18 protein-coding genes are annotated in these 19,451 nt (G+C 56.2%); 6 read left to right on the top strand and 12 right to left on the bottom strand.

From position 1 onward, the window contains the following. From GGE09_RS00605 to GGE09_RS00630, 6 genes are read right to left on the bottom strand one after another with little or no spacing between them, the layout of a single operon-like run. Entirely contained in the window at positions 1-765 is a 765-nt protein-coding gene (locus GGE09_RS00605) for a polysaccharide deacetylase family protein (protein WP_309742801.1), read from the bottom strand. After that, entirely contained in the window at positions 762-1,907 is a 1,146-nt protein-coding gene (locus GGE09_RS00610) for a glycosyltransferase (RefSeq protein WP_309742803.1), read from the bottom strand. Before GGE09_RS00610 ends, GGE09_RS00605 begins: the two co-directional genes overlap by 4 nt. Positions 1,908-1,910: 3 nt before the next feature. Continuing rightward, entirely contained in the window at positions 1,911-2,489 is a 579-nt protein-coding gene (locus tag GGE09_RS00615) for a histidine phosphatase family protein (protein ID WP_309742805.1), read from the bottom strand. Further along, on the bottom strand, positions 2,486-3,550 hold the full coding sequence (locus GGE09_RS00620) for a glycosyltransferase family 4 protein (RefSeq protein WP_309742807.1): 1,065 nt from the start codon (positions 3,548-3,550) through the stop codon (positions 2,486-2,488). The genes GGE09_RS00615 and GGE09_RS00620 overlap by 4 nt, the downstream gene beginning before the upstream one ends. After that, entirely contained in the window at positions 3,547-4,779 is a 1,233-nt protein-coding gene (locus GGE09_RS00625) for a glycosyltransferase (protein WP_309742809.1), read from the bottom strand. The genes GGE09_RS00620 and GGE09_RS00625 overlap by 4 nt, the downstream gene beginning before the upstream one ends. Then, positions 4,776-5,999, bottom strand: a complete 1,224-nt coding sequence (locus GGE09_RS00630) for a glycosyltransferase (RefSeq protein ID WP_309742811.1) — start codon at positions 5,997-5,999, stop codon at positions 4,776-4,778. Before GGE09_RS00630 ends, GGE09_RS00625 begins: the two co-directional genes overlap by 4 nt. Positions 6,000-6,352: 353 nt before the next feature. Here GGE09_RS00630 and GGE09_RS00635 point away from each other — a divergent pair, with 353 nt between their 5' ends. From GGE09_RS00635 to GGE09_RS00650, 4 genes are read left to right on the top strand one after another with little or no spacing between them, the layout of a single operon-like run. Then, the gene (locus GGE09_RS00635; protein WP_309742813.1) at positions 6,353-8,734 is read left to right on the top strand and encodes a mechanosensitive ion channel family protein; all 2,382 of its coding nucleotides are present in this window, start codon (positions 6,353-6,355) and stop codon (positions 8,732-8,734) included. A 46-nt stretch (positions 8,735-8,780) separates the two neighbouring features. Further along, positions 8,781-9,608: an MBL fold metallo-hydrolase gene (locus tag GGE09_RS00640; RefSeq protein WP_309742815.1), complete on the top strand. Its 828-nt coding sequence runs from the start codon at positions 8,781-8,783 to the stop codon at positions 9,606-9,608. Between the two features lie 10 nt (positions 9,609-9,618). Next, positions 9,619-10,371, top strand: coding sequence for an SDR family oxidoreductase (locus tag GGE09_RS00645; RefSeq protein WP_309744795.1), 753 nt, complete (start codon positions 9,619-9,621; stop codon positions 10,369-10,371). Then, positions 10,368-11,102 carry an enoyl-CoA hydratase/isomerase family protein gene (locus tag GGE09_RS00650; RefSeq protein ID WP_309742817.1) on the top strand — a complete coding sequence of 245 codons (735 nt, stop codon included), beginning with the start codon at positions 10,368-10,370 and terminating at the stop codon, positions 11,100-11,102. Before GGE09_RS00645 ends, GGE09_RS00650 begins: the two co-directional genes overlap by 4 nt. Here GGE09_RS00650 and GGE09_RS00655 read toward each other — a convergent pair. Then, on the bottom strand, positions 11,065-11,529 hold the full coding sequence (locus GGE09_RS00655; protein WP_309742819.1) for an Lrp/AsnC family transcriptional regulator: 465 nt from the start codon (positions 11,527-11,529) through the stop codon (positions 11,065-11,067). The two genes, GGE09_RS00650 and GGE09_RS00655, sit on opposite strands and share 38 nt — an antisense overlap. A 113-nt stretch (positions 11,530-11,642) precedes the next feature. On the opposite strand from GGE09_RS00655, the gene GGE09_RS00660 reads away from it, so the two are divergent. After that, positions 11,643-12,842, top strand: a complete 1,200-nt coding sequence (locus GGE09_RS00660) for a TIGR03862 family flavoprotein (RefSeq protein WP_309742821.1) — start codon at positions 11,643-11,645, stop codon at positions 12,840-12,842. On the opposite strand, the gene GGE09_RS00665 is transcribed toward GGE09_RS00660, so the two are convergent. From GGE09_RS00665 to GGE09_RS00685, 5 genes are all read right to left on the bottom strand, one after another. Then, positions 12,839-13,438: a glutathione S-transferase family protein gene (locus tag GGE09_RS00665; RefSeq protein WP_309742824.1), complete on the bottom strand. Its 600-nt coding sequence runs from the start codon at positions 13,436-13,438 to the stop codon at positions 12,839-12,841. The two genes, GGE09_RS00660 and GGE09_RS00665, sit on opposite strands and share 4 nt — an antisense overlap. A 31-nt stretch (positions 13,439-13,469) precedes the next feature. Further along, the gene (gene holA, locus GGE09_RS00670; RefSeq protein WP_309742826.1) at positions 13,470-14,492 is read right to left on the bottom strand and encodes a DNA polymerase III subunit delta; all 1,023 of its coding nucleotides are present in this window, start codon (positions 14,490-14,492) and stop codon (positions 13,470-13,472) included. Beyond that, a complete protein-coding gene (gene lptE, locus GGE09_RS00675; protein WP_309742829.1) occupies positions 14,489-14,980 on the bottom strand; it encodes an LPS assembly lipoprotein LptE in 492 nt (163 codons plus the stop codon). Before lptE ends, holA begins: the two co-directional genes overlap by 4 nt. Beyond that, complete coding sequence (gene leuS, locus GGE09_RS00680) at positions 14,973-17,513, bottom strand: leucine--tRNA ligase (RefSeq protein ID WP_309742832.1); 2,541 nt, start codon at positions 17,511-17,513, stop codon at positions 14,973-14,975. The genes lptE and leuS overlap by 8 nt, the downstream gene beginning before the upstream one ends. Positions 17,514-17,588: 75 nt before the next feature. Further along, entirely contained in the window at positions 17,589-18,143 is a 555-nt protein-coding gene (locus GGE09_RS00685; RefSeq protein ID WP_309742834.1) for a DUF3576 domain-containing protein, read from the bottom strand. A 263-nt stretch (positions 18,144-18,406) separates the two neighbouring features. Between GGE09_RS00685 and GGE09_RS00690 the strand changes: the two genes are divergently transcribed. Then, positions 18,407-19,375: a porin gene (locus GGE09_RS00690; RefSeq protein WP_309742835.1), complete on the top strand. Its 969-nt coding sequence runs from the start codon at positions 18,407-18,409 to the stop codon at positions 19,373-19,375. Positions 19,376-19,451: the final 76 nt, after the last annotated feature.

Consider the following 19,451-nt stretch of genomic DNA (forward strand, 5'->3'; position numbering starts at 1 on the left):
TTATTTCCTTTTTCCCATGTCCTCTGCGGACCAAAGATCCACCGGACCCGCCGCAAATCGTGTCAGCAATTCTTCTGAAAACGCCCAAATATTGCCGTCATGGGCTTTGTGATGTGTCAGATAACCATAAGGTTCCGCGTTATCCGCCTTGCCCAAACGGCGATCCACCAGTTGATCAACCATGCGCTGGACAATCGCCCCGCGATCCCCAAGCGAGCGACCGCCCCGCCAGTTGATCGGATCCACATGGGTGTTGATCTGCTCCATCCGCCGACGGGACCATTTGCTGCTGCGCGGTCCATAGGTGGAAAACCCTTTATAACCAATCTCTTGCAGCTTGAACTTATGGGCGTTGCCAAAGCGGTTCCATGGCGGCACAAACATCGGCACGAACTGGTCTGCAAAGGCGGTTTTAAGGGTCTCATACCCCTCAACCAGCTCCGCCTTTACCACGTCGCCATCCCGATCAGCGGCATATTCACATTTCTTAACCCCCGCAGGTGTGTGATCCTTATGAGCATAGCCGTGGGTCACAGGGATCAGGCGCGGATTCTGTGCCACAAAGGGTGGTAAATCGGGCTGTAATTTCGACGGAATCACCGCCAAAAACACATCTACACCCACCCGATTTGCCAGTGCCAGTAGCTGTTCCAGTTCGGGGGTTACGTTAAAGGCATCATCATCGCGCCACCAGAACGGCAGGCGCATATCTGCTTCGCGCCACAGGGCAAATTCGGCATCCAGAGGCGCCCAAATATCTGTCATATGTCACGTTCCTTTAGGGAATTTTCGACAATTTCAACCGTCTGCGCCGCACCGTCGAACTGGGACGGATCAGACTGTTTCGGTCGCATTCCATCTAGCCCGCGCAAGGCGCTGATCAAGCGTTCCGCATTAGCCTGCGCAGCGGGGACAACTGCAAAACCTGTTTGCTTGGCAAGACTCTCCGCACGCAGGGTCTGTTCCACCTCACCGCCTGCATCAAACGGCACAAACACCGCAGGGGTCGCCGATTGCAACAGGTCCATCGCGGTGTTGTAGCCACACATACAAACCGCGGCTTTGGCACCTGACAACATCTGACGAAAGTCGGGCCGTGTGGGTTCTATGCGCAGATTATCCGATGTCACAAGTGTCTTTAAGGTCTTGATATCCCGTTCTTTATCCGCGCCCCCGACCAGTAACCGCCACTGATTATCAGGGTCTAATGCCGCCGCTTGCACTGCCGCCTGAAACAGTGGCATGCCAACAGCACCACCGCCTGCCGTGACCAAAACCTCCCCCAGACCCAGCCCGTCCGGATGCGCGCCCGCCGCAGGCGGCGTCACAAATCCGGTGTAGTACAGCTTGTCGCGCAGAGGTTCACTTACAGGCCAACTGGCCGCGAGGGGTGTGACCGCTTCCGCCGAATGCACCAGAACACCGTCATAATAAGCTGCGATAACCGCCTCTGTTTCCAGCGCTTTTTGCGGTTTGGACGGCGGGGCCAAAATATCGCGGACAGAGCTGAACACCAAAGGCGGGTGCGGCAGGTCTCGGGCTGCATTCAACAGGGCCAGAAACTCACCCTTCAAAATACGCCGCCCGAAAGGGTAGAGTTCCGTTATCACCACATCAGGGGTGATCTGTTTTAACAGGCCAAGCAGCGTGGACTTGCGGTCCGAAAGATAGGTTTCATCCGCTTTTACGCCGCTTTCCGTCAGGAGGGTCGTAAAGTTCACACCATCCGATTTCACCGCAGGAAGCTGGTGTAACGTCACGCCTTCATAGGATAAATTCCCCACAGGCACGCCGCCAGACACCACATGGGCGTCATGCCCCGCCCCAGAAAACGCCCGCGCCAAGGTCAGGGCACGGCTTAGGTGGCCCGTGCCCAAAAGATGCGTCACACAAATCATCACCCGCATGGTTTAACGCGCCACCAATCGCACGGGATCGCCCAAAAGGGTCAGTTTCCCTTTGTCCAACTCCATCACATAAAGCCGGTTGCGTTTAACCTGAAACGGCGCCGCGCCGTCGAAATTCCAACCCGTCGCCTGCGCCAGCAAGACCCGCATAATACCGATGTGACAGACAGCAATAGTGTCTTGGTTTAACGTTTCCAGCCAAGGCTGCAGCCGCGCAGAAACCTCGCGCGGGCTTTCGCCATTTGGCGGGCGATAGTCCCAGCCCCAATCCTCTATATCGCGAAAACCAGAATTTTGGTCGGCTTTCAGATCCAGACCCTTTTTGCCCTCCCAATCACCCCAATCCATTTCGATCAAAGCCGCTGCGGTGGCCGGTTCGCGCCCTGAAATCAGCCGCGCGGTTTGCACGGCCCGTTTCAAAGGGCTGGCCACCAGATCAGCCGTCTGCCAGTCATCAGGCAAGGTTAACGCCGCCAAATCCGCCGCGGCTTGGTCTTCAAGCGCGATGTCTGTGCGGCCTTGAATTTGCCCAGCGCGATTCCACGGTGTGTGGCCATGGCGAATAATTGCCAGTTTTATCATAAAGATGCCTCATTGAATTGAAGTGCATTTTCCAGTGTTTGTTCCGCTGCCCCGCGCAGGTGGTTTTGGGCATAGCTGCGCACATCTTTGGCCACAGATCCACGCGCAATTGCGTTGTCGATTGCGGTGGCAAAGCTGGCGGCGTCGTTTGGCGGGGTTAAGAAACCTTGCGGGCCGACCACATCGCGCAGGCCGATGCGGTTTTCGGCAACTACGGTTAATCCCGCTGCCTGAGCCTCGATAAAGACCATTCCAAAAGCTTCGTTCACGCCGGGCCAAACAAAGACATCTGCGCCTGCCATTTCGGTGGCAACACCATTCGCATCTAACCCGCCGACAAAGGTTACTTGTGATTTGAACGGGGCGAAAAGGGCGCGGATTTCAGCGTCCGCAACGCCAGCACCAACGATGCGCAACGACCAGCCAGCCGTCTGCACCAGCGTAAGTGCAGACGCCAGATTTTGATAAGACGCCAGCTTGTCACCTGTCCGAAACATCCCCACCGCCAGAAGGGTCTTACCGTCATTGCGCACCCCAAGGGGTGGCAGATCAACGCGATCCAGAAACGGGGGCAGATGCACCAGCTTTTGATCCGCTGGGCGGGCATTTTCCAGTTCTGGCAGATCGCGCCCTGTAAAATAGAAGATCACCGCAGCCCGATCGCTGGCCCCATCCGCAAGCTGCGCAAATCGGGACCACGGTCCGGTTAGGCGCTTTGGCGAACGGCTCGATTCAATCAAATGATAAGGAATCCCCAGCGCGGAACAGACCTTTGGCCCGATCAAATCCGGCGCTTTATAATAATTGTGATAGGTAACCCAAGCATCCCAGCGCGCGCCACTGGTGATCAGCCGTGCCGCCTCGGTTTCGGCCTGAGCCATCAAATCCGCCTGCACCTGTGCGTCCCCCGCCCCGTCGCGACTGCGAAATTCAGACACGAGTTCGACGTTACCCACAGACCCCAGCGCGTTCATCAAGCCCCGTGCAATCGTGCGGTCCCCGCTGGGAGTGGCGTGGTGTGGCGATTTCAACGGCGCATAAAACGCGATGTGTCGGGTCATGAAACCAGCGATTTCAGCCGTGCCGAGAGTTCGGAAATACCTGCATCCACGCCAAAATCCGAGACCAGACGAACAAACGCCGCATTGGCAAAGGCCGCACGCTGCACGGGGTTCTTCGCAAGGTCCATAATCGCAAAAGTCATGGTTTCAGGTCGATCATCCACCAGCAACCCATGCACGCCAGAGGTGATGAATTCAGGGATCGCGGATACCGGCGTTGACAGGATTGGCAGCTTTTGTGACGCCGCCTCCATCAGCACGTTGGGCAGCCCGTCACGGTCACCATCCTCTGCCACACGCGACGGCAGCACGAACAAATCGTTGCTGCGCATGGCGGCAACCACTTCGGGCTGGTCACAGGCGCCGCGCCATGTGATGCGGTCGTTGACGTCCAAAGATTTCGCCAGCGCAGTCAATTCGTCCTTTAGCCCGCCACCGCCAATATGGGTCCAGTGCCATTGCAGATCATCGGGCAGCAGGGACAGCGCCCGGATCAGCCGGTCAAAGCCCTTCTTTTCCACCAGTCGCCCGACGGACAGCATTTTGAACACGCCATCGTCGGGGCGGGTTTCAGGGGGCGCAGGAAAACGATCCAGATCAAGCCCGTGGTAAAGCAGTGAAACACGGGTCGGTGGGTCGGCCAAATCTTGTAGGTGCTGCGCGCCAAAACCAGTGCAGGTCACACCAAAGGCAGCACCCGTGCCGTCATTGGCCAGTTTTTCGCGGATTTCCCAATCGGGGGAGGTCCAGATGTCTTTGGCATGGGCAGAAAACGACCAATCCACGCCACGGATCAAGGCCGCGTAGCGGGCCACAGAGGACGGCGTGTGTAAAAAATGCGCATACAGGCCCTTGGTGACAGCGGGCAATTCTGCCGCAAGAACACAGGCTTGGCCAAAGCGGCGAATGCGGTTTCGGGTCAGGTCACGGCGCAGGTCTTGCATCCAGACCTGATGGGCCTGTTTGAACCCCGGCATTTTACGCGCCTTGGCCCAGCCGCGCACAACACGGGCCATTTCAAGGTGCAGATATTCCGGCAAATAGCGCACCCGCGCCTGAGTTTGGTCGTGCAGCGGGTGGCGTTTTTTATCGGTGGGAAAGCGTAAAGACCAGATGTCAAAGCGGTGCCCTGCCCGTTCCAGCGCCACCAGTTCTTGGGCGATAAAGGTCTCTGACAAACGAGGCCAGCCTTTGACGATGACGGCTAATTCCGGCTCTGAATCTGTCATTCCGCAGCCTGTACTTCCTCGGACTCAAGCAGTTCTTTGACGCGGGCGACAATGTGATCCAACCCTTCCAGAAGGTCTGGATATTCGCCGGTAGAGGGCAGGTTTTGATGGGGCAAGGCGCGGATGGCTTTCACCATAACATCCGTTCCCGTACCATCGCGATCAGGGTCCAGCATCCGCACCAGCCCCAATTGTTCCGCCCGTGCTGCGCGGATATATTGTTCCAACCGCGGCTTTTTGCGCGGCATGATGATGGCGCGTTTGTCGAACGACAGGATTTCACAAAACGTATTATAGCCGCCCATTGCGATCACCCCGACCGCATTGTCGATCAGGTTTTCCATCTTGCTGTCAAACCCGAGCGAGATCACCCGACCCTTCAGTTTGGCCACGCGATCCTCAAACTGCACGCGGGTGTCGCCTGACAGAAACGGCCCGTAGATGATGTTGGCTTTGGGCGAAAGATCGGGGTCGGATTCATAGGCACGCAGAACCTGATCCACCAGTTTCGCGCCATCCCCGCCACCGCCCGGAGTGACCAGAATATAAGGGTCTACATCCAGTTCCGGACCGTGATCCCATGTTTCGCGGCGCAGGTAGCCAGTGTAGTGAATCCGCTGGTCTACCGCATCAGGATAGGTCAGCCCTTGCAGTGGTTTATAGATCGACTCCAGCCCGTAAACCCATATGTCATCATAAAATTCAGACATCGCGGCCACTGCGCCTTTGCGATCCCATTCTGCCTCTAGCACTTCGCTTTCGTCCAGAACATCACGCAGACCAAGCACCAGTTTGGCGGATGTATTCTTGCGCAACCAGCGCAGTGTATCCATCAATTCGCCGCGAAACCCGTTAGGTTCTTTATCGACAATCACCAGATCCGGTTCAAACCGTTCCGCAGCGGCGCGGATCAGGCCAGCCCGCAACGAAGTTGTCTCGTCAATATCAAGCCCCAAAGCCTCGGATGCATAAGACCCGTCGGTCAATTTGGTCACACCGGGCAGGCGGATATGGTCCACGCGATCCGGAAAGGTAAACCGCCCCGCAACCGGCGATCCAGTCAGGATCAGCGCCGAAAGATTCGGATCAATCGAGGTCAAAGCCGCCGCAATCGTGCGCGATCTGCGCAAGTGACCCAAACCGAATGTATCATGGCTATACAGCAAAACGCGCGGCGCACGCTGACTAAACCGCATCTTCAGCGACCCATCAGAACTCATATAATACCGACCTTTGTGTTTTTGTGCTGCATGTGGCCCCTGAATTATAGCCTGCGGAATCACATTTACGCCCCTTTTGCTGTTTTCGCCATATTTTTCAACCCGTACCGGATCAGCGCGGTTTTCAGTTGCACGATTATCAGCCACCCCAAAGCAGGCTGGTGGCAAACCTGTCCGTTAAATAGACGCCCAGCACGGAAAAAACAGGGATGAAGCGGGCCAGTCACATTGTCTTGACGACCTGTTACTTTAGATAGACCTTATAGCCGTTGATAATCGCCACGATTTTCGATCCTTTCATTGGCGCTGGAATGCCCTTTCAAGGTAAAACCCGTTTTCAAAAAGGGTCACATATGACCGTTCTGCGTTTTCTTCGTCTGTGCCTGTTTTCCCTGCTGATGGCCTGTCTTGCCAGCTTTGCGCAGGCCCAATCGACCGTGGGTTCGGTTACGGGTTCAACGTCAAGCGCGCCCAAAAACCCGATGGATGAGATCATAAAATCCGCAACCGATTCCGGCATGCAGGTGATTGTGATCAACCCCAACAGCCCTGAACAACAGACCGTTTCTACCCCCGAAGACCGCTTTCAAGGGTCTTTGCTGATGAAAACCCAAGAGCGCGCCTTTGCCTTTCGCACCACCTTGCGCAATCGCGTGGCCCGCGCCCCCGAGGCCTTGGAAGAAATCATATTCATTCTGAACGGACAAAGCCCGACAGGGCATTTTTCGATCTATTTCTTCATTCTACTGACAACCATGGCCAGCTTGCTGTTGTCTGAACTTATTGTACGCGAAACTTTTGGTAAGCGCATGGTCGGGCCGTGGTTTATCGGCCTACAGGTGGAAAATCCCATAGGCTATACGGATAAACTGCCGATCCTGTTGCTGCGCACCTTGATCGCCATGGTCGGACTGGCCCTTGTGGTGTTGATTTCCTACGGCATCGGCATCGCGATTTTTGGTGAATCCGAAGACGGCACCGTGCGCCTGACGGTGGCCTATATTTACCTAACCTATGTGGTGACCCGTTCTGTGGTGTTCTTGTGGCGGATGATCCTGTCCCCCTATCTGGAACAATACCGCATCCCGCAGTTTTCCGACAAAGACGCCCGCAAGCTGTTTTACTGGCTTTTGAACGTGGCCACAATTTCCGCAATTGTGGTTAACTTTTGTGGCTGGATGCAGGAACTGGGACTGAGTTATGACATCCACGCGCTGCTAACCTCTTTCCTGACCCTGCTGGTGGTGTTTTTGAATGTGGCCATGGTGCTGGTAAACCGCAAAGCGGTGTCGCTGGCCATTTTGAACGGCGAACGCTTTGAAGATGCTTCTTTGCCCACACGGCTTGCATCCCAAGCCTGGCCGCCGCTGGTGATCGCCTATTTCTTTATCGCATGGACCGAAATGACCTATCGCCTGATCGAGGCGCAGCCCCTTGGCTTGCCCCTGATTACCGGCTTTTATCTGGTTCTGCTGACCATTCTGGTGGTTTACGGCATCGTTGGCTATCTGATCGAACGGTTCTTCCACCGTCAGCGTTTGCTGGAACAATGGCGCGCCAAAGCAGCCGAGGAGAGCCGCAGCGGGTCATCGGGCGCTGCTGATATTGAAATGGAACAGGTCGAGGCAGACACGACCGAGGATGAAGACGAATTCTCGCCCTTCCTGCACACCCATAAAATGCGCACCTACGAGGATCTGTCCCGCCGCGTTGCCAATATTCTGGCCGTTGTGGCTGCGTTCTGGGCAATTTCGCGGATCTGGCGCATCGACATCGAAATGATGTCCACCACCAATCTGGACCGCAGCTATGACATCATCACGATCCTGTTCATCGGCTATGTGATCTACCATTTTGTCCGTATCTGGATCGACCAGAAAATCGCCGAAGAGGGTGGCGATCTGGTCGAGGTTGCCCCCGGCGATGAAGGCGGCGCGGGCGGGGCGTCTCGCCTTGCCACGCTGCTGCCTTTGTTTCGCAACTTTCTGCTGGCAGTAATTTTTGTAGCCTTTGCGCTGATTGTGCTGACCAATATCGGCATCAACGTATCCGCATTATTCGCGGGTGCTGGTGTTGTCGGTCTGGCCATCGGCTTTGGGGCGCAGGCCTTGGTTCGGGATATATTTTCAGGTGCGTTCTTTCTGTTTGATGACGCCTTTCGCAAGGGCGAATATATCGACATTGGTACGGTCAAAGGCACAGTCGAAAAAATCTCTGTGCGCTCGTTTCAATTGCGCCACCACCTTGGCCCGCTGCACACGGTGCCCTTTGGCGAAATCCAGCATCTGACCAACTTTTCGCGCGACTGGGTGATGATGAAACTGAAACTGCGCGTGACCTATGACACGGATGTGGAAAAGGTGCGTAAACTGGTGAAAAACCTTGGCCTCGAACTGCTCGAAGACGAGGTGGTGGGCCAGCAATTCCTGCAACCTTTGAAATCCCAAGGGGTGATCGAAATGCAGGATAGCGCCATGATTATCCGTGTGAAATTCATGACCAAACCGGGCGATCAATGGGTGCTGCGCAAACGGGTTTATCAGGAAATCCGCGATCTGTTTGAACGGGAAGGCATCCGCTTTGCCCATAAAGAGGTGACGGTACGTCTGGCCGATGTGAACCCCGAAGACCTGACCCAGAAACAAAAAGAGGCCATCGGTGCTGCCGCCCTTGCCGCTGTGGATGAGGACGAAATGCTCGGCGCGCCCGAAGACGATAAAGACGAGGATCGCTAACCCATTCAGCATCCCGCACCCCCACAAAAACACAACGGAGGAAACCATGTCTCGTATCAACAAAACCGCAATCGGTGACATCGAAATTATCGCCCTGACAGATGGCGCGACCCAGTTCGGCACAGAGCTGTTCCCGGGAACCGAAGAAACGGTCATTCAGGATATACTGGCCGCTGCCAAAACCGAAACCATCGACACCAACTTCAACGCCTTTATCGTTAAATCCGGCAGTGACACCATGCTGGTCGATGCAGGCCCGCGCGATCTGTTCGGCCCCACTTGCGGCTTTCTAAAAGACGCTATGGAAGAAGTTGGCATCTACGCGGATGACATCACACATCTGTATTTCACCCACCTGCACCCCGATCACGTGGCAGGGGCTTTGACCCCGGATGGCCAAGCGGTTTTCGCCAAGGCCCAGATGTTTATTTCCGAAGCCGACTACAGCTTTTGGAACACCCAGACCTTTACCGATGACACCCTGCTTCAATGGCAAAAGATAGCGAAAACCACCCTTGCCGCCTATGCAGGGCGCACCGAACAGGTGAAAGGCGGCGATACGTTGATCAAAGAGGTCACCACCCTGAACCTGCCCGGCCATACCCCCGGCCATATGGGGTTCCGTGTGGACAGCGGCGCTGACAGTTTTGCCCATGTAGGGGATATTGCCCATTCCCAAGTGCTGCAATTTGCCGATCCTGAAATCGGTATAGCCTTTGACATTGATATGGACATGGCCCGCACCACCCGCAAACGCACCCTTGATATGGTAACAGCAGACAAAATGACCATTTCAGGCGGACATATGCTGCGGCCCAATATCGGCAGGCTCGAACGGGCTGGCACAGGCTATATCTTTAAAGAGGATCACTAAATTGACCAATATGACTGACAAATCCGTAATCATCACAGGGGCCAGCCGGGGCATTGGTGCCGCCGCCGCCCGTAAATTTGGCGCGCTCGGGGCCAAGGTTCTGCTCTGCGCCCGCTCGGTCACGGAAATCGACACAATCGCGGCTGAAATCAACGCAGCAGGGGGCACGGCCCTTGCGCTGGCCACCGATGTAGCCCAGTTCGATCAGGTTCAAGCTGCCATTGATCTGGCACAGGCCGAATTTGGCGGCGTCGATATTCTGATCAACAACGCAGGCGCTTTGGACCCTGTAGAGCGGCTGGAACACGCCACTGTTTCGGCATGGGACACCATCATTGATGTGAACGTAAAAGGCGTATTTTACGGCATCCGCGCCGCTCTGCCACTGATGAAAGCCGCAGGCGGTGGCACCATCATCACCATCGGGTCAGGGGCAGCTACAGGCGCACTTGAAGGCTGGTCCCACTATTGTTCATCCAAAGCCGCAGTGCATCACCTGAACGCCTGCCTGCACGGCGAAGAGGGTGCAAACGGCGTCCGTGCTTTGGTTCTGTCTCCGGGTACTGTGGCCACGGAAATGCAGCGGGTGATTAAAAAATCAGGCGTCAATCCGGTCAGCACCCTGGACTGGGAAGATCATATTCCGCCTGAATGGGTTGCTGAAACGCTGGTCTGGATGGCTGGCGCAGACAGCGACGCGCACCTTGGCCAAGTGGTTGCCCTTCGTGATGAAGCCATCCGCAAACAGGTGGGCCTGATTTGATCTCCGTCACCCAGGCACAGGGGCGTTGGCACGTAACCCTGAACCGGCCGGACAAGGCAAACGCCTTGTCCCCTGCCATGTTGCAAGATCTGGCAGGGGCCGCCAAAGCCGCCCATGCAGACCCTGAATTGCGCAGTTTTATCCTGACAGGCGCTGGGGATAGGGTGTTTTGCGCCGGTGCGGATGTGGATGGCGGCGAGGACATGTATGACTTCACCCGCAGCCCCTTGTGGGAACAGGCCTCGGGGGCCATCGCGGCCCTGCCCTGCCTGACCATCGCAGCCCTGAACGGCACTTTGGCGGGGGGCGGATTTGCCCCTGCGCTGGCCTGTGATTTGCGGATTTGCACACCCGGCGCGAAATTCTTTTACCCTGTGTTAAAGCGGGGCTTCCTGCCTCAACCTGCCGATGTACGCCGCATGGCGGCCCTGATCGGAACCGCGCAGGCCAAACTGATCCTGATGGGCGGCCAAAAGATCGACGCCGCCGAGGCTTTACGCATCGGTTTGGTGGACCGCGTACTGCCCGCCGCAGAATTCGACGGGTTTCTGGACAGCCTGACCACAGATGCCGCCGCCGCTAAACCCCAAAGCATCGCGGCGATCAAACGGCTGTTTGACGATTTGAACGCCGATGAACTGGCCGAGTGTTACGCCGCGGCCTATTTCGATGAGCCACAGGCGATCGCACGTATTACACGGCGTCCAAAGGCAGGGCCGTCGTCTCTTTGACCTGTTCCATCACGAAACTGGCCGACATATCCGACACCCGCACCTTGGCGATAAACCGTTTATAAAAACTGTCGTAATCGGCCATATCGCCCACCTGTACATGCAACAGATAATCCAGATCACCGGTCATGCGATAAGCACCGGTGATCTGGGGCATCTCGCGCACGGCCCGCGCAAAATCGGCCATCCAGTCAGCATCGTGATTGTCGGTACGCACCTGAATAAACACTGACAGTTTCAGCCCCAGCTTGATTGGGTCCAACAACACCACGCGCCCCTTGATCCAGCCCTCATCCTCCATCATCTTGATCCGCCGCCAACAGGCATTGCGCGACAAGTTGACTTGCGCGCTAAGACTGTCCAACGGCTGGTCGGCATCTTTTTGCAGGATTTCAAGAATTCGGATATTTATGGGATCAAGTTTCATGCCTGAAACCTTATGGGCAATTTTATCCCACAACAAGCCGCTGCAACGCCACAGCCATAGTCAAGCCCGCTGGTTTCTTCTAGACACTGACACACACAAGTTCAGGCAGTCCAATGGCAGATAATTCCGCAGAACCGCATCACGATGCACTGGTGATTGGCGCAGGCCCTGCGGGGCTGATGGCCGCAGAAATGCTGGCCGATGCGGGGCATTCTGTGCTGCTGACCGATGCGAAACCCTCGGTCGGGCGCAAGTTTCTGATGGCGGGAAAGTCAGGTCTGAACCTGACCAAAGACGAACCTGACGCGACGTTCCTGAGCGCCTTTGGCACCGCCGCCGCGCATCTGGCCCCTGCCCTTACCGCCTTTGGCCCGACGCAGGTGCAGGCTTGGGCCAACGATCTGGGCCAAAGCGTTTTCACAGGGTCATCGGGGCGGGTATTTCCAAAGGTGATGAAAGCCTCGCCCCTGTTGCGCGCATGGTTGGCGCGGCTGAACGGCAAAGGCGTGATCCTGCAAACCCGTTGGCGTTGGACGGGATGGCAAGGTAACCGCTTCGAATTTGAAACGCCGGACGGGCCGCAATCCGTCACGCCCAAAGCGGTGGTTCTGGCGCTAGGCGGGGCCAGTTGGGCGCGGCTTGGGTCTGACGGGGCTTGGACAGGATTGCTGGAACAGCGCGGCGCAAAGCTGGTGCCTTTTGCGCCCTCAAACATGGGGATCACTGTGGATTGGTCGCCCCATATGGAACCGCATTTTGGCAGCCCATTGAAAAACATCGCAATATCCTGTGGCGATAAAACCAACACTGGGGAATGTGTTCTATCGCGCAACGGGCTGGAAGGATCGCTGGTCTATCAGTTTTCAAGCGCATTTCGCGCAGGCGCACCGCTGATGATCGACCTGCTGCCCGATCAAACCGCAGCGCAGATCAGCGCCAAAATCACCCGACAAAACAGCAAACTATCCCTGCCAAACCTGCTGCGTAAAACACTGAGGTTGGATACTGCCAAAACCGCCCTGTTTATGGAATACGCCCGCCAAACCCCGCGTGCGAACCTTGCCGAGCGCCTGAAAGCCCTGCCTGTACCCTACAGTGGAACCGCCCCGCTGGACGGCGCAATCTCTGTCGCGGGCGGGCTGAACTGGCAATCACTCACACCCGATTATGCCTTGCGGATCGCCCCGCAGGTATTCTGCGCAGGTGAAATGCTGGACTGGGAGGCCCCGACAGGCGGCTATCTGATTACCGGATGTCTGGCCACGGGACGCGCCGCAGGGCTTGCAGCGGCGCGTAAGCTGTCAGAAACCTAGGCCGGATTGCGGATCGCATCCGCCCGTTTATAGGCTTCCCGCCCGATCAAACGCTTAACGTAAGCCCGCAGACGATCACTTTCCAACGGAAAGCCCGCGCTGCGCATCCAGCCCAAACAATGGGCCAGCAGGATGTCAGGAACCGTTATCCGATCCCCCATCAAAAACTCATCATCCCCAAGCCGTTCTTCAAGCGCTTTGATCGACCGTTCCATTTCCCATTTCAGCACATCCTTGATCGCAGGCACGCGGCGGTCTTCGGGATTGATGAAACTGTTGCGCGCGGCGGTCCACAGGGCACCGTCGATTTCGTCACAGATGAAGTGGGTAAAACTGTCTTGATGTGCCCGCTCGATGGTGCCCGCAGCATAGGTCAGTGATCCGTGTTTATCCGCCAGAAACTGAAGGATCGCCACAGAATCAATAATCGCATCTTCTCCGACCTTCAGGCTGGGAATTTTACCCGTAGGGTTCAGCGCCGCCGCGGTTTCGCCCTTGGGTGGATCGGGGATGATGTCATAGTCCAGCCCCAGTTCTTCCAGCGCCCAAAGCACCCGAAAAGCGCGGGTTTTCGGCGACCCTACCAAAGTGTACATGTCTCTCTCCCTCAGACTTTTTAATATCTTTTTAAGATCGTTTTAACATGGCAATGCGGATAAACGCCCGTTCCACCAAAGCCATTTCCGGAGCTTTTTTAGCCGAGCGCAGGGCCAGATCGGTGTTCATCAACTCTGTCAGGGCCTTTTCCAGATGGGCCGCGCCCAGCCGTTGGGCCTGACGTACCAGCCGATCCTTGCGCGGGCCAAACACAGGCGGGCGGGCGCGGGACAGGGCCGCATCCGGCCCTTGGGGATGGGTCGCGGCGGCGTGTAGGCTGCGAAAATGGCGGGTCGCAGCGATACACAACGCGGTGGGGTTGATCCCCTGCCCTGCCAGCCGCTTCAGGGTTGGCACCACCTCGCCCGCGCGTCCTTCGGCAATGGCGTGGGCGGCGTCATCCAGATTGGCATCTGATGTTGCAGGCATACAGGCATCAATGTCGTCACCCGAAATCGGCGTGTCGTCGCGGAATTTATAAAGACCCAGCTTTTCAATGGTTTGTGACAACTCGCCCGGATCAAGTGTGCGGGCCAGCGTCAGCAGATCATCCATGTTTGATTTGCTCAGCGCAGGCAGGTTTGCCTCGGCTGCCATACGTTCGATATCGGCCCGTGCGGGGGGATCATCGTAAATCCCGATTGCCACAGATTTCCCGTCACCTTCAAACGCTTTGCGCAGTTTGGAACGGGCATTCAGGCTGCCTGCGGTCACAACCAGCGTGGCATCGCCTTTGGACCATTCACGCAGGGCGGTGGTCATAACATCTGCCAGCCCGTCGCCCGCACCTTCGACAAAAACCACCCGTGGACCGGGGAAGAAGCCCTGCGCCTTTAGCCCGTCCAGCACCAAAGCGGGTTCTTTGCGCAAATCCGCGCCGTTCAACCGTTCCAGCCGCATTTCTTCTTCGGCTTTGGGGCCGACCAGTGCTTTGATCAATTGCTGGCGCTTTAGTGAAACGCGCATGGCATCCATGCCATACAGCAGCACTGCCGCGCGGCCCGCATCGGGTTTCGCGATAAACGCCGAGGCCTGAGCGCCTGCCAGTTTCATCCCGCCCAGCCGTTTGAACTGATGGCGATCCGTTGGGCTATCTGGTTGGCCAGTGCCTTGGACAGGCGCACGTTGGCATCCCGTTCCGCCACGCTGGACGGATAGGTTTCCGACGTAGACCCGAAAGCGGTGATATTGCGCACGCTGTCTTCGAAAACGATAGCCTGCGTGTCTTTGCGCCGCACGGTAAATGCGGCTGTGCCGATCAGGTTGGTTCGGGTTGTCCCCTCATCCTCTGTCACGGCCAGACCGCTTTCGGTGATGGTCAACTTGAATGTCAGCACATAGGGCGCGGCGGGTTCGGCGCGGCCAAGGCGGTCTTCAAGCTGCTGGCGCAATTCAAACCCGTTACGGCCCTTGACCAGATCAATGGCGATCTGGCCTTGCAGGTCGGACGCGGTAGAACCTTGTTTATAGACGGGTTCAAACCCGCAGGCCGCCACGCCACCCGACAGGGCCAGCGCCAATACTGTTCGTCTGTTATACAACAACATTCACAATCCGCCCCGGGACAACAATCAGCTTTTTCGGTGTGGCACCGTCCAGCAATTTGATCACAGTCTCGTTGGACAGAACCAGTTTTTCAACCTCTTCTTTTGGCATGGATTTGGGAACGGTGATTTCATCCCGCCGTTTGCCGTTGATCTGGATCGGCAGGGTCACTTCATCATCCACCAGCATGGCAGCGTCCGCTTTGGGCCAATCGGCCTGTGCTACCAGACCGACGCCACCCAAAAACGCCCACAGTTCTTCGGCCAAATGGGGGGTCATTGGCTGCATCAGCTGCGCCATGGTTTTCAAAACGCTGGTGCGCGTGGCTTTATCCGCTTTGGATTTGGCCAGTGTATTGGTCAATTCATACAGTTTGGCCACGGATTTGTTAAAGGCAAAGCCCTCAATCCCTTTGGTCACTTCATCAATGGCACGGTGGCGGGCCTTTTCCAGCGCAAGGTTTTCTGCCGCGCAATCCGCGCTGTCTTCAACGCTGTCCAACTCGTCCGCCAAACGCCAGACCCGTTGCAGGTGTTTCCACGCAGCCTCGGCGCCCGATGCTGTCCATTCCACATCCCGTTCAGGTGGGCTGTCAGACATCACAAACCAACGGGCGGTATCCGCGCCGTATTGATCAATAATATCTTCGGGATCGACCACGTTCTTCTTGGATTTGGACATCTTGATCGACGGCCCGACCGTCACGGCACGCCCGTCCTGCGTTTCATAACCGCCTTTGACGGGTTTGATATCATCAGGGTTCAGCCATTTGCCATCAGGGTCTTTATAGGTTTCGTGACAGACCATGCCTTGGGTGAACAGTGCGTCGAACGGTTCAATGGCGGACTCTGGCATATGACCTGTCAGGTTCATCGCCCGCGCAAAGAAGCGGGCATACAGCAGGTGCAAAATCGCGTGTTCCACGCCGCCGATATATTGATCCACATTCATCCAATAGGACAGATCCGCATCCACAGTGGGTGTTTCAGCACGCGGTGCCGTGAAACGGGCGAAATACCATGAGGAATCCACAAAGGTATCCATCGTGTCGGTTTCGCGCTTTGCCGGTGCGCCACATTCGGGGCAAGGCACATCGCGCCATGTGGGATGCCAGTTCAGCGGGTTGCCGGGCCGATCAAAGCTGGCATCTTTGGGCAGTTCAACGGGCAGGTTTTCCTTCTTTTCAGGCACCACACCACATTTTTCACAATGCACGACGGGAATCGGACAGCCCCAGAACCGTTGACGCGACGCGCCCCAGTCCCGCAGACGATAGTTTGTTGTGCCTGTGCCCCAGCCTGCTTTTTCCGCAAAGGCGATGGTTGCGTCGATGGCTTCCTGTCCCGTGGCCACATCCAAGCCCGCAAAATGGTCAACCCATTTCACTTTTTCGGTCTTGGTCGGCACAAAAGCCTCGTTTGCAACGGGGGTGTCATTATCCAGCGCAAAGAAAGTGTCGATTACTGGCAGGTCATACTTGCGGCAGAAATCCAGATCGCGCTGGTCATGGGCCGGACAGCCGAAAATCGCGCCTGTGCCGTAATCCATCAGAATGAAGTTGGCGATCCAGACGGGCAGTTCACGATCCGCATAAAGCGGGTGTTTGACGCGGATGCCTGTGTCCATGCCCAGTTTCGGCGCGGTTTCAATCGCCTCTTCTGTGGTGCCACCCTTGCGGCACTCTGCCACAAACGCCGCTGTGTCGGGGTTTTCGGCTTCCAATTGTTTGGCAATCGGGTGATCTGGTGAAATCCCCACAAAGGACGCGCCGTTCAGCGTGTCGGGGCGGGTGGTGTAGACCTCGATCCGCTCGCCGCCATCCACGCGGTCAAAGGCAAATTCCAGCCCGCGGGATTTGCCGATCCAGTTTTGCTGCATCAGGCGCACTTTGTCAGGCCAGCCGTCAAGCCGATCAATCGCGCTTAACAAATCCTCAGAAAAGGCGCTGATCTTAAAAAACCACTGGGTCAGTTCCTTGCGCTCTACCAACGCACCCGAACGCCAGCCGCGACCCGCTTCAACCTGTTCATTGGCCAGAACGGTCATATCCACAGGATCCCAGTTCACCACCGCTTTTTTGCGATAGGCCAGACCTTTATCCATCATGTCGATAAACATCGCCTGCTGCTGGCCGTAGTATTCAGGATCACAGGTCGCCAGTTCGCGGGACCAGTCAATGGACAGCCCCATGGGCTTCATCTGGGCCCGCATGTCGGCGATATTCTGATAGGTCCACTCGCCCGGATGCACACCTTTTTCCATCGCGGCATTTTCCGCAGGCAGGCCAAAGGCATCCCAGCCCATCGGGTGCAGCACGTTGAATCCGTTCACCGCCTTATAGCGCGCCACCACATCGCCCATGGTATAGTTGCGCACATGGCCCATATGGATGCGCCCTGACGGGTAGGGGAACATTTCCAGCACGTAATACTTCTCGCGGGATTCGTCGCGCTCGGCCTTAAAGACCAGGGCATCATCCCAAGCCTTTTGCCACTTCGGTTCCACAACGCGGGCATTATAACGAGACATGTTTTCTTCCTTACACAGCAAAACGCCGGACCATCAGCCCGGCGTCAATATCATCAACAGGCGGTCTTACCCGCGTTATAGGTTTTTATCGCGCACACGCAACTGACGTGCGCGGGTCAAAATAGCATCTTCGATCCGGCGCACGGTTTCCGCACTTGCCGTGCCACTGCGGGTCTGGATCGACAATTTCAACGAACGCGCATCAAGGGCAGGGTCCTGCACCAATACAGTGGCGCGGTACTGCTGGCTGCTGCCGGGTGCACGGCCCCAGCCCATCACCAACACACCTGTAAAGGGGTCGGCCGATTCTACAGGCAAGAAACTCAGCGTTTCCAGCGAGGCATTCCAGAGGTATTTGTTCACACGCACGTTGGTATTCTGATCCGGTGCGCGCAGAGCATCAAATAGCGATACATCGCCTGTGCGCCCTTCACCCAAGGCACGCGCCCGTGATCCTGTCAGTGGATCCTGCTTGGCGGCCTCGGCTTGCGCTGTTCCCCCTGTGGGCAACGCGACAGGGCGATTCAGAAAGCCCCCGCTGCTGCGACCGGAATTTCCAAATCCACCACATCCAACAAGTGCCGCACAAATCACTGCGAACAACCCTGTTTTTACGCTTAAATACATCATGCTCTACGCCCCAAGCTTTACAGCTGTTTCTTTCATGTACCGTTACTTGGTTTGACGAACAAGTTCTTATTGCCCCCGTCCTTTAAGGTGCGGCCTGATATTTGCCCAAAAAACGACTGTGGCATCATTGCACCAACTTTCGGCTTATCAATCAGACCACAATACATCTCCTTGATATTCGAGGGCTGTAGAGTGAAAAGCATACACACTCTTTCCGGATACCTCGGATAGAGGTGCACCTTTTAACCTAACGAGGGAAAACTATGAAAAAAGTTCTCTTTGCAACCACAGCACTCATCGCGACAGCCGGCATGGCCGCTGCTGACGTAAATGTTTCCGGTTCTGGCCGTTTCGGCATTGTCTACAACAACCAATCTAACTTCGGCGTTAAAAACACAAACGCTAAAACTAAGATTGAAAAACGTATGTCCATCAACCTTGATGGTTCCGGTTCCACAGACGGTGGCCTGGACTTCGGTGGTCGCATTCGTCTGCGTTCCGATGAAGGCGACGCTGCTGGCGCGACTTCTTCTGCCAACATCTGGATGGGCAACGACATGTTCCGCATCACAGTTGGTAACACTGACGGTGCTATGATCAACCGTATCGGTTACTTCCAAGGTTCCGTAGGCCTGACAGGTCTGCACTGGGCTAACCTTTCTTCCAACATCGGTTCCGTTGCACGTTTCGCAATCAACACATTCAGCTCCCGCGCAAATGCCGGCGACGTTGTTCGTCTTGACTTCAACGTAGGTGGCTTTGGCGTTTCCTTGTCCACAGACACAACTGGCGCATTCAACGCTGCTGGCACTGGTTCTGAAGATGCGATCGCCGTATCTTACAACTTCGGTGACTGGAACGTTGCAGCTGGTTACGCAACAAACGTTCTGAACGTAAACTCTCCTGCAGTTGAAGTTGACATGTTCTCCATCTCCGCAGCTGGCAACATCGGCGACTTCGGCGTTGGCATCCAGTTCTCCGATCTGGAACTGGTTGGTAACAAAGTTACTCTGAACGGTTCATACAACTTCGGCGAAACAACTGTAACTGCGTTTGTTGCTAAAACAAGCGAAGACACTGTTGGTTCTGCTGGTATCGGCGCAGCCGGTTCCGAATCTGAGTACGGCATTGGCTTCACCCACTCCCTGGGCGGCGCTACTTTGGCTGGCGGTATTTCCCGCAACTATGCTGAAAACACAATGGCTGACCTTGGTGTTCGCTTCAACTTCTAAGCTTTCTTAGAAGTCGGTTAAGGAAGAGCAGACCTTCGGGTCTGCTCTTTTTTTTGTCCGATACCGATCTGAAATC

This window comes from Roseobacter sp. N2S (genome assembly GCF_031454055.1).
Lineage (GTDB): Bacteria > Pseudomonadota > Alphaproteobacteria > Rhodobacterales > Rhodobacteraceae > Amylibacter.

Coding starts and splice junctions, on each gene's coding strand:
- GGE09_RS00640 (WP_309742815.1), top strand. CDS start 8,781: ATGTCTCGTATCAACAAAACCGCAATCGGTGACATCGAAATTATCGCC.
- GGE09_RS00645 (WP_309744795.1), top strand. CDS start 9,619: ATGACTGACAAATCCGTAATCATCACAGGGGCCAGCCGGGGCATTGGT.
- GGE09_RS00620 (WP_309742807.1), bottom strand. CDS start 3,550: ATGACCCGACACATCGCGTTTTATGCGCCGTTGAAATCGCCACACCAC.
- GGE09_RS00610 (WP_309742803.1), bottom strand. CDS start 1,907: ATGCGGGTGATGATTTGTGTGACGCATCTTTTGGGCACGGGCCACCTA.
- GGE09_RS00665 (WP_309742824.1), bottom strand. CDS start 13,438: ATGTACACTTTGGTAGGGTCGCCGAAAACCCGCGCTTTTCGGGTGCTT.
- GGE09_RS00685 (WP_309742834.1), bottom strand. CDS start 18,143: ATGATGTATTTAAGCGTAAAAACAGGGTTGTTCGCAGTGATTTGTGCG.
- GGE09_RS00635 (WP_309742813.1), top strand. CDS start 6,353: ATGACCGTTCTGCGTTTTCTTCGTCTGTGCCTGTTTTCCCTGCTGATG.
- GGE09_RS00615 (WP_309742805.1), bottom strand. CDS start 2,489: ATGATAAAACTGGCAATTATTCGCCATGGCCACACACCGTGGAATCGC.
- GGE09_RS00660 (WP_309742821.1), top strand. CDS start 11,643: ATGGCAGATAATTCCGCAGAACCGCATCACGATGCACTGGTGATTGGC.
- GGE09_RS00655 (WP_309742819.1), bottom strand. CDS start 11,529: ATGAAACTTGATCCCATAAATATCCGAATTCTTGAAATCCTGCAAAAA.
- GGE09_RS00630 (WP_309742811.1), bottom strand. CDS start 5,999: ATGAGTTCTGATGGGTCGCTGAAGATGCGGTTTAGTCAGCGTGCGCCG.
- GGE09_RS00625 (WP_309742809.1), bottom strand. CDS start 4,779: ATGACAGATTCAGAGCCGGAATTAGCCGTCATCGTCAAAGGCTGGCCT.
- GGE09_RS00605 (WP_309742801.1), bottom strand. CDS start 765: ATGACAGATATTTGGGCGCCTCTGGATGCCGAATTTGCCCTGTGGCGC.
- leuS (WP_309742832.1), bottom strand. CDS start 17,513: ATGTCTCGTTATAATGCCCGCGTTGTGGAACCGAAGTGGCAAAAGGCT.
- GGE09_RS00690 (WP_309742835.1), top strand. CDS start 18,407: ATGAAAAAAGTTCTCTTTGCAACCACAGCACTCATCGCGACAGCCGGC.
- holA (WP_309742826.1), bottom strand. CDS start 14,492: ATGAAACTGGCAGGCGCTCAGGCCTCGGCGTTTATCGCGAAACCCGAT.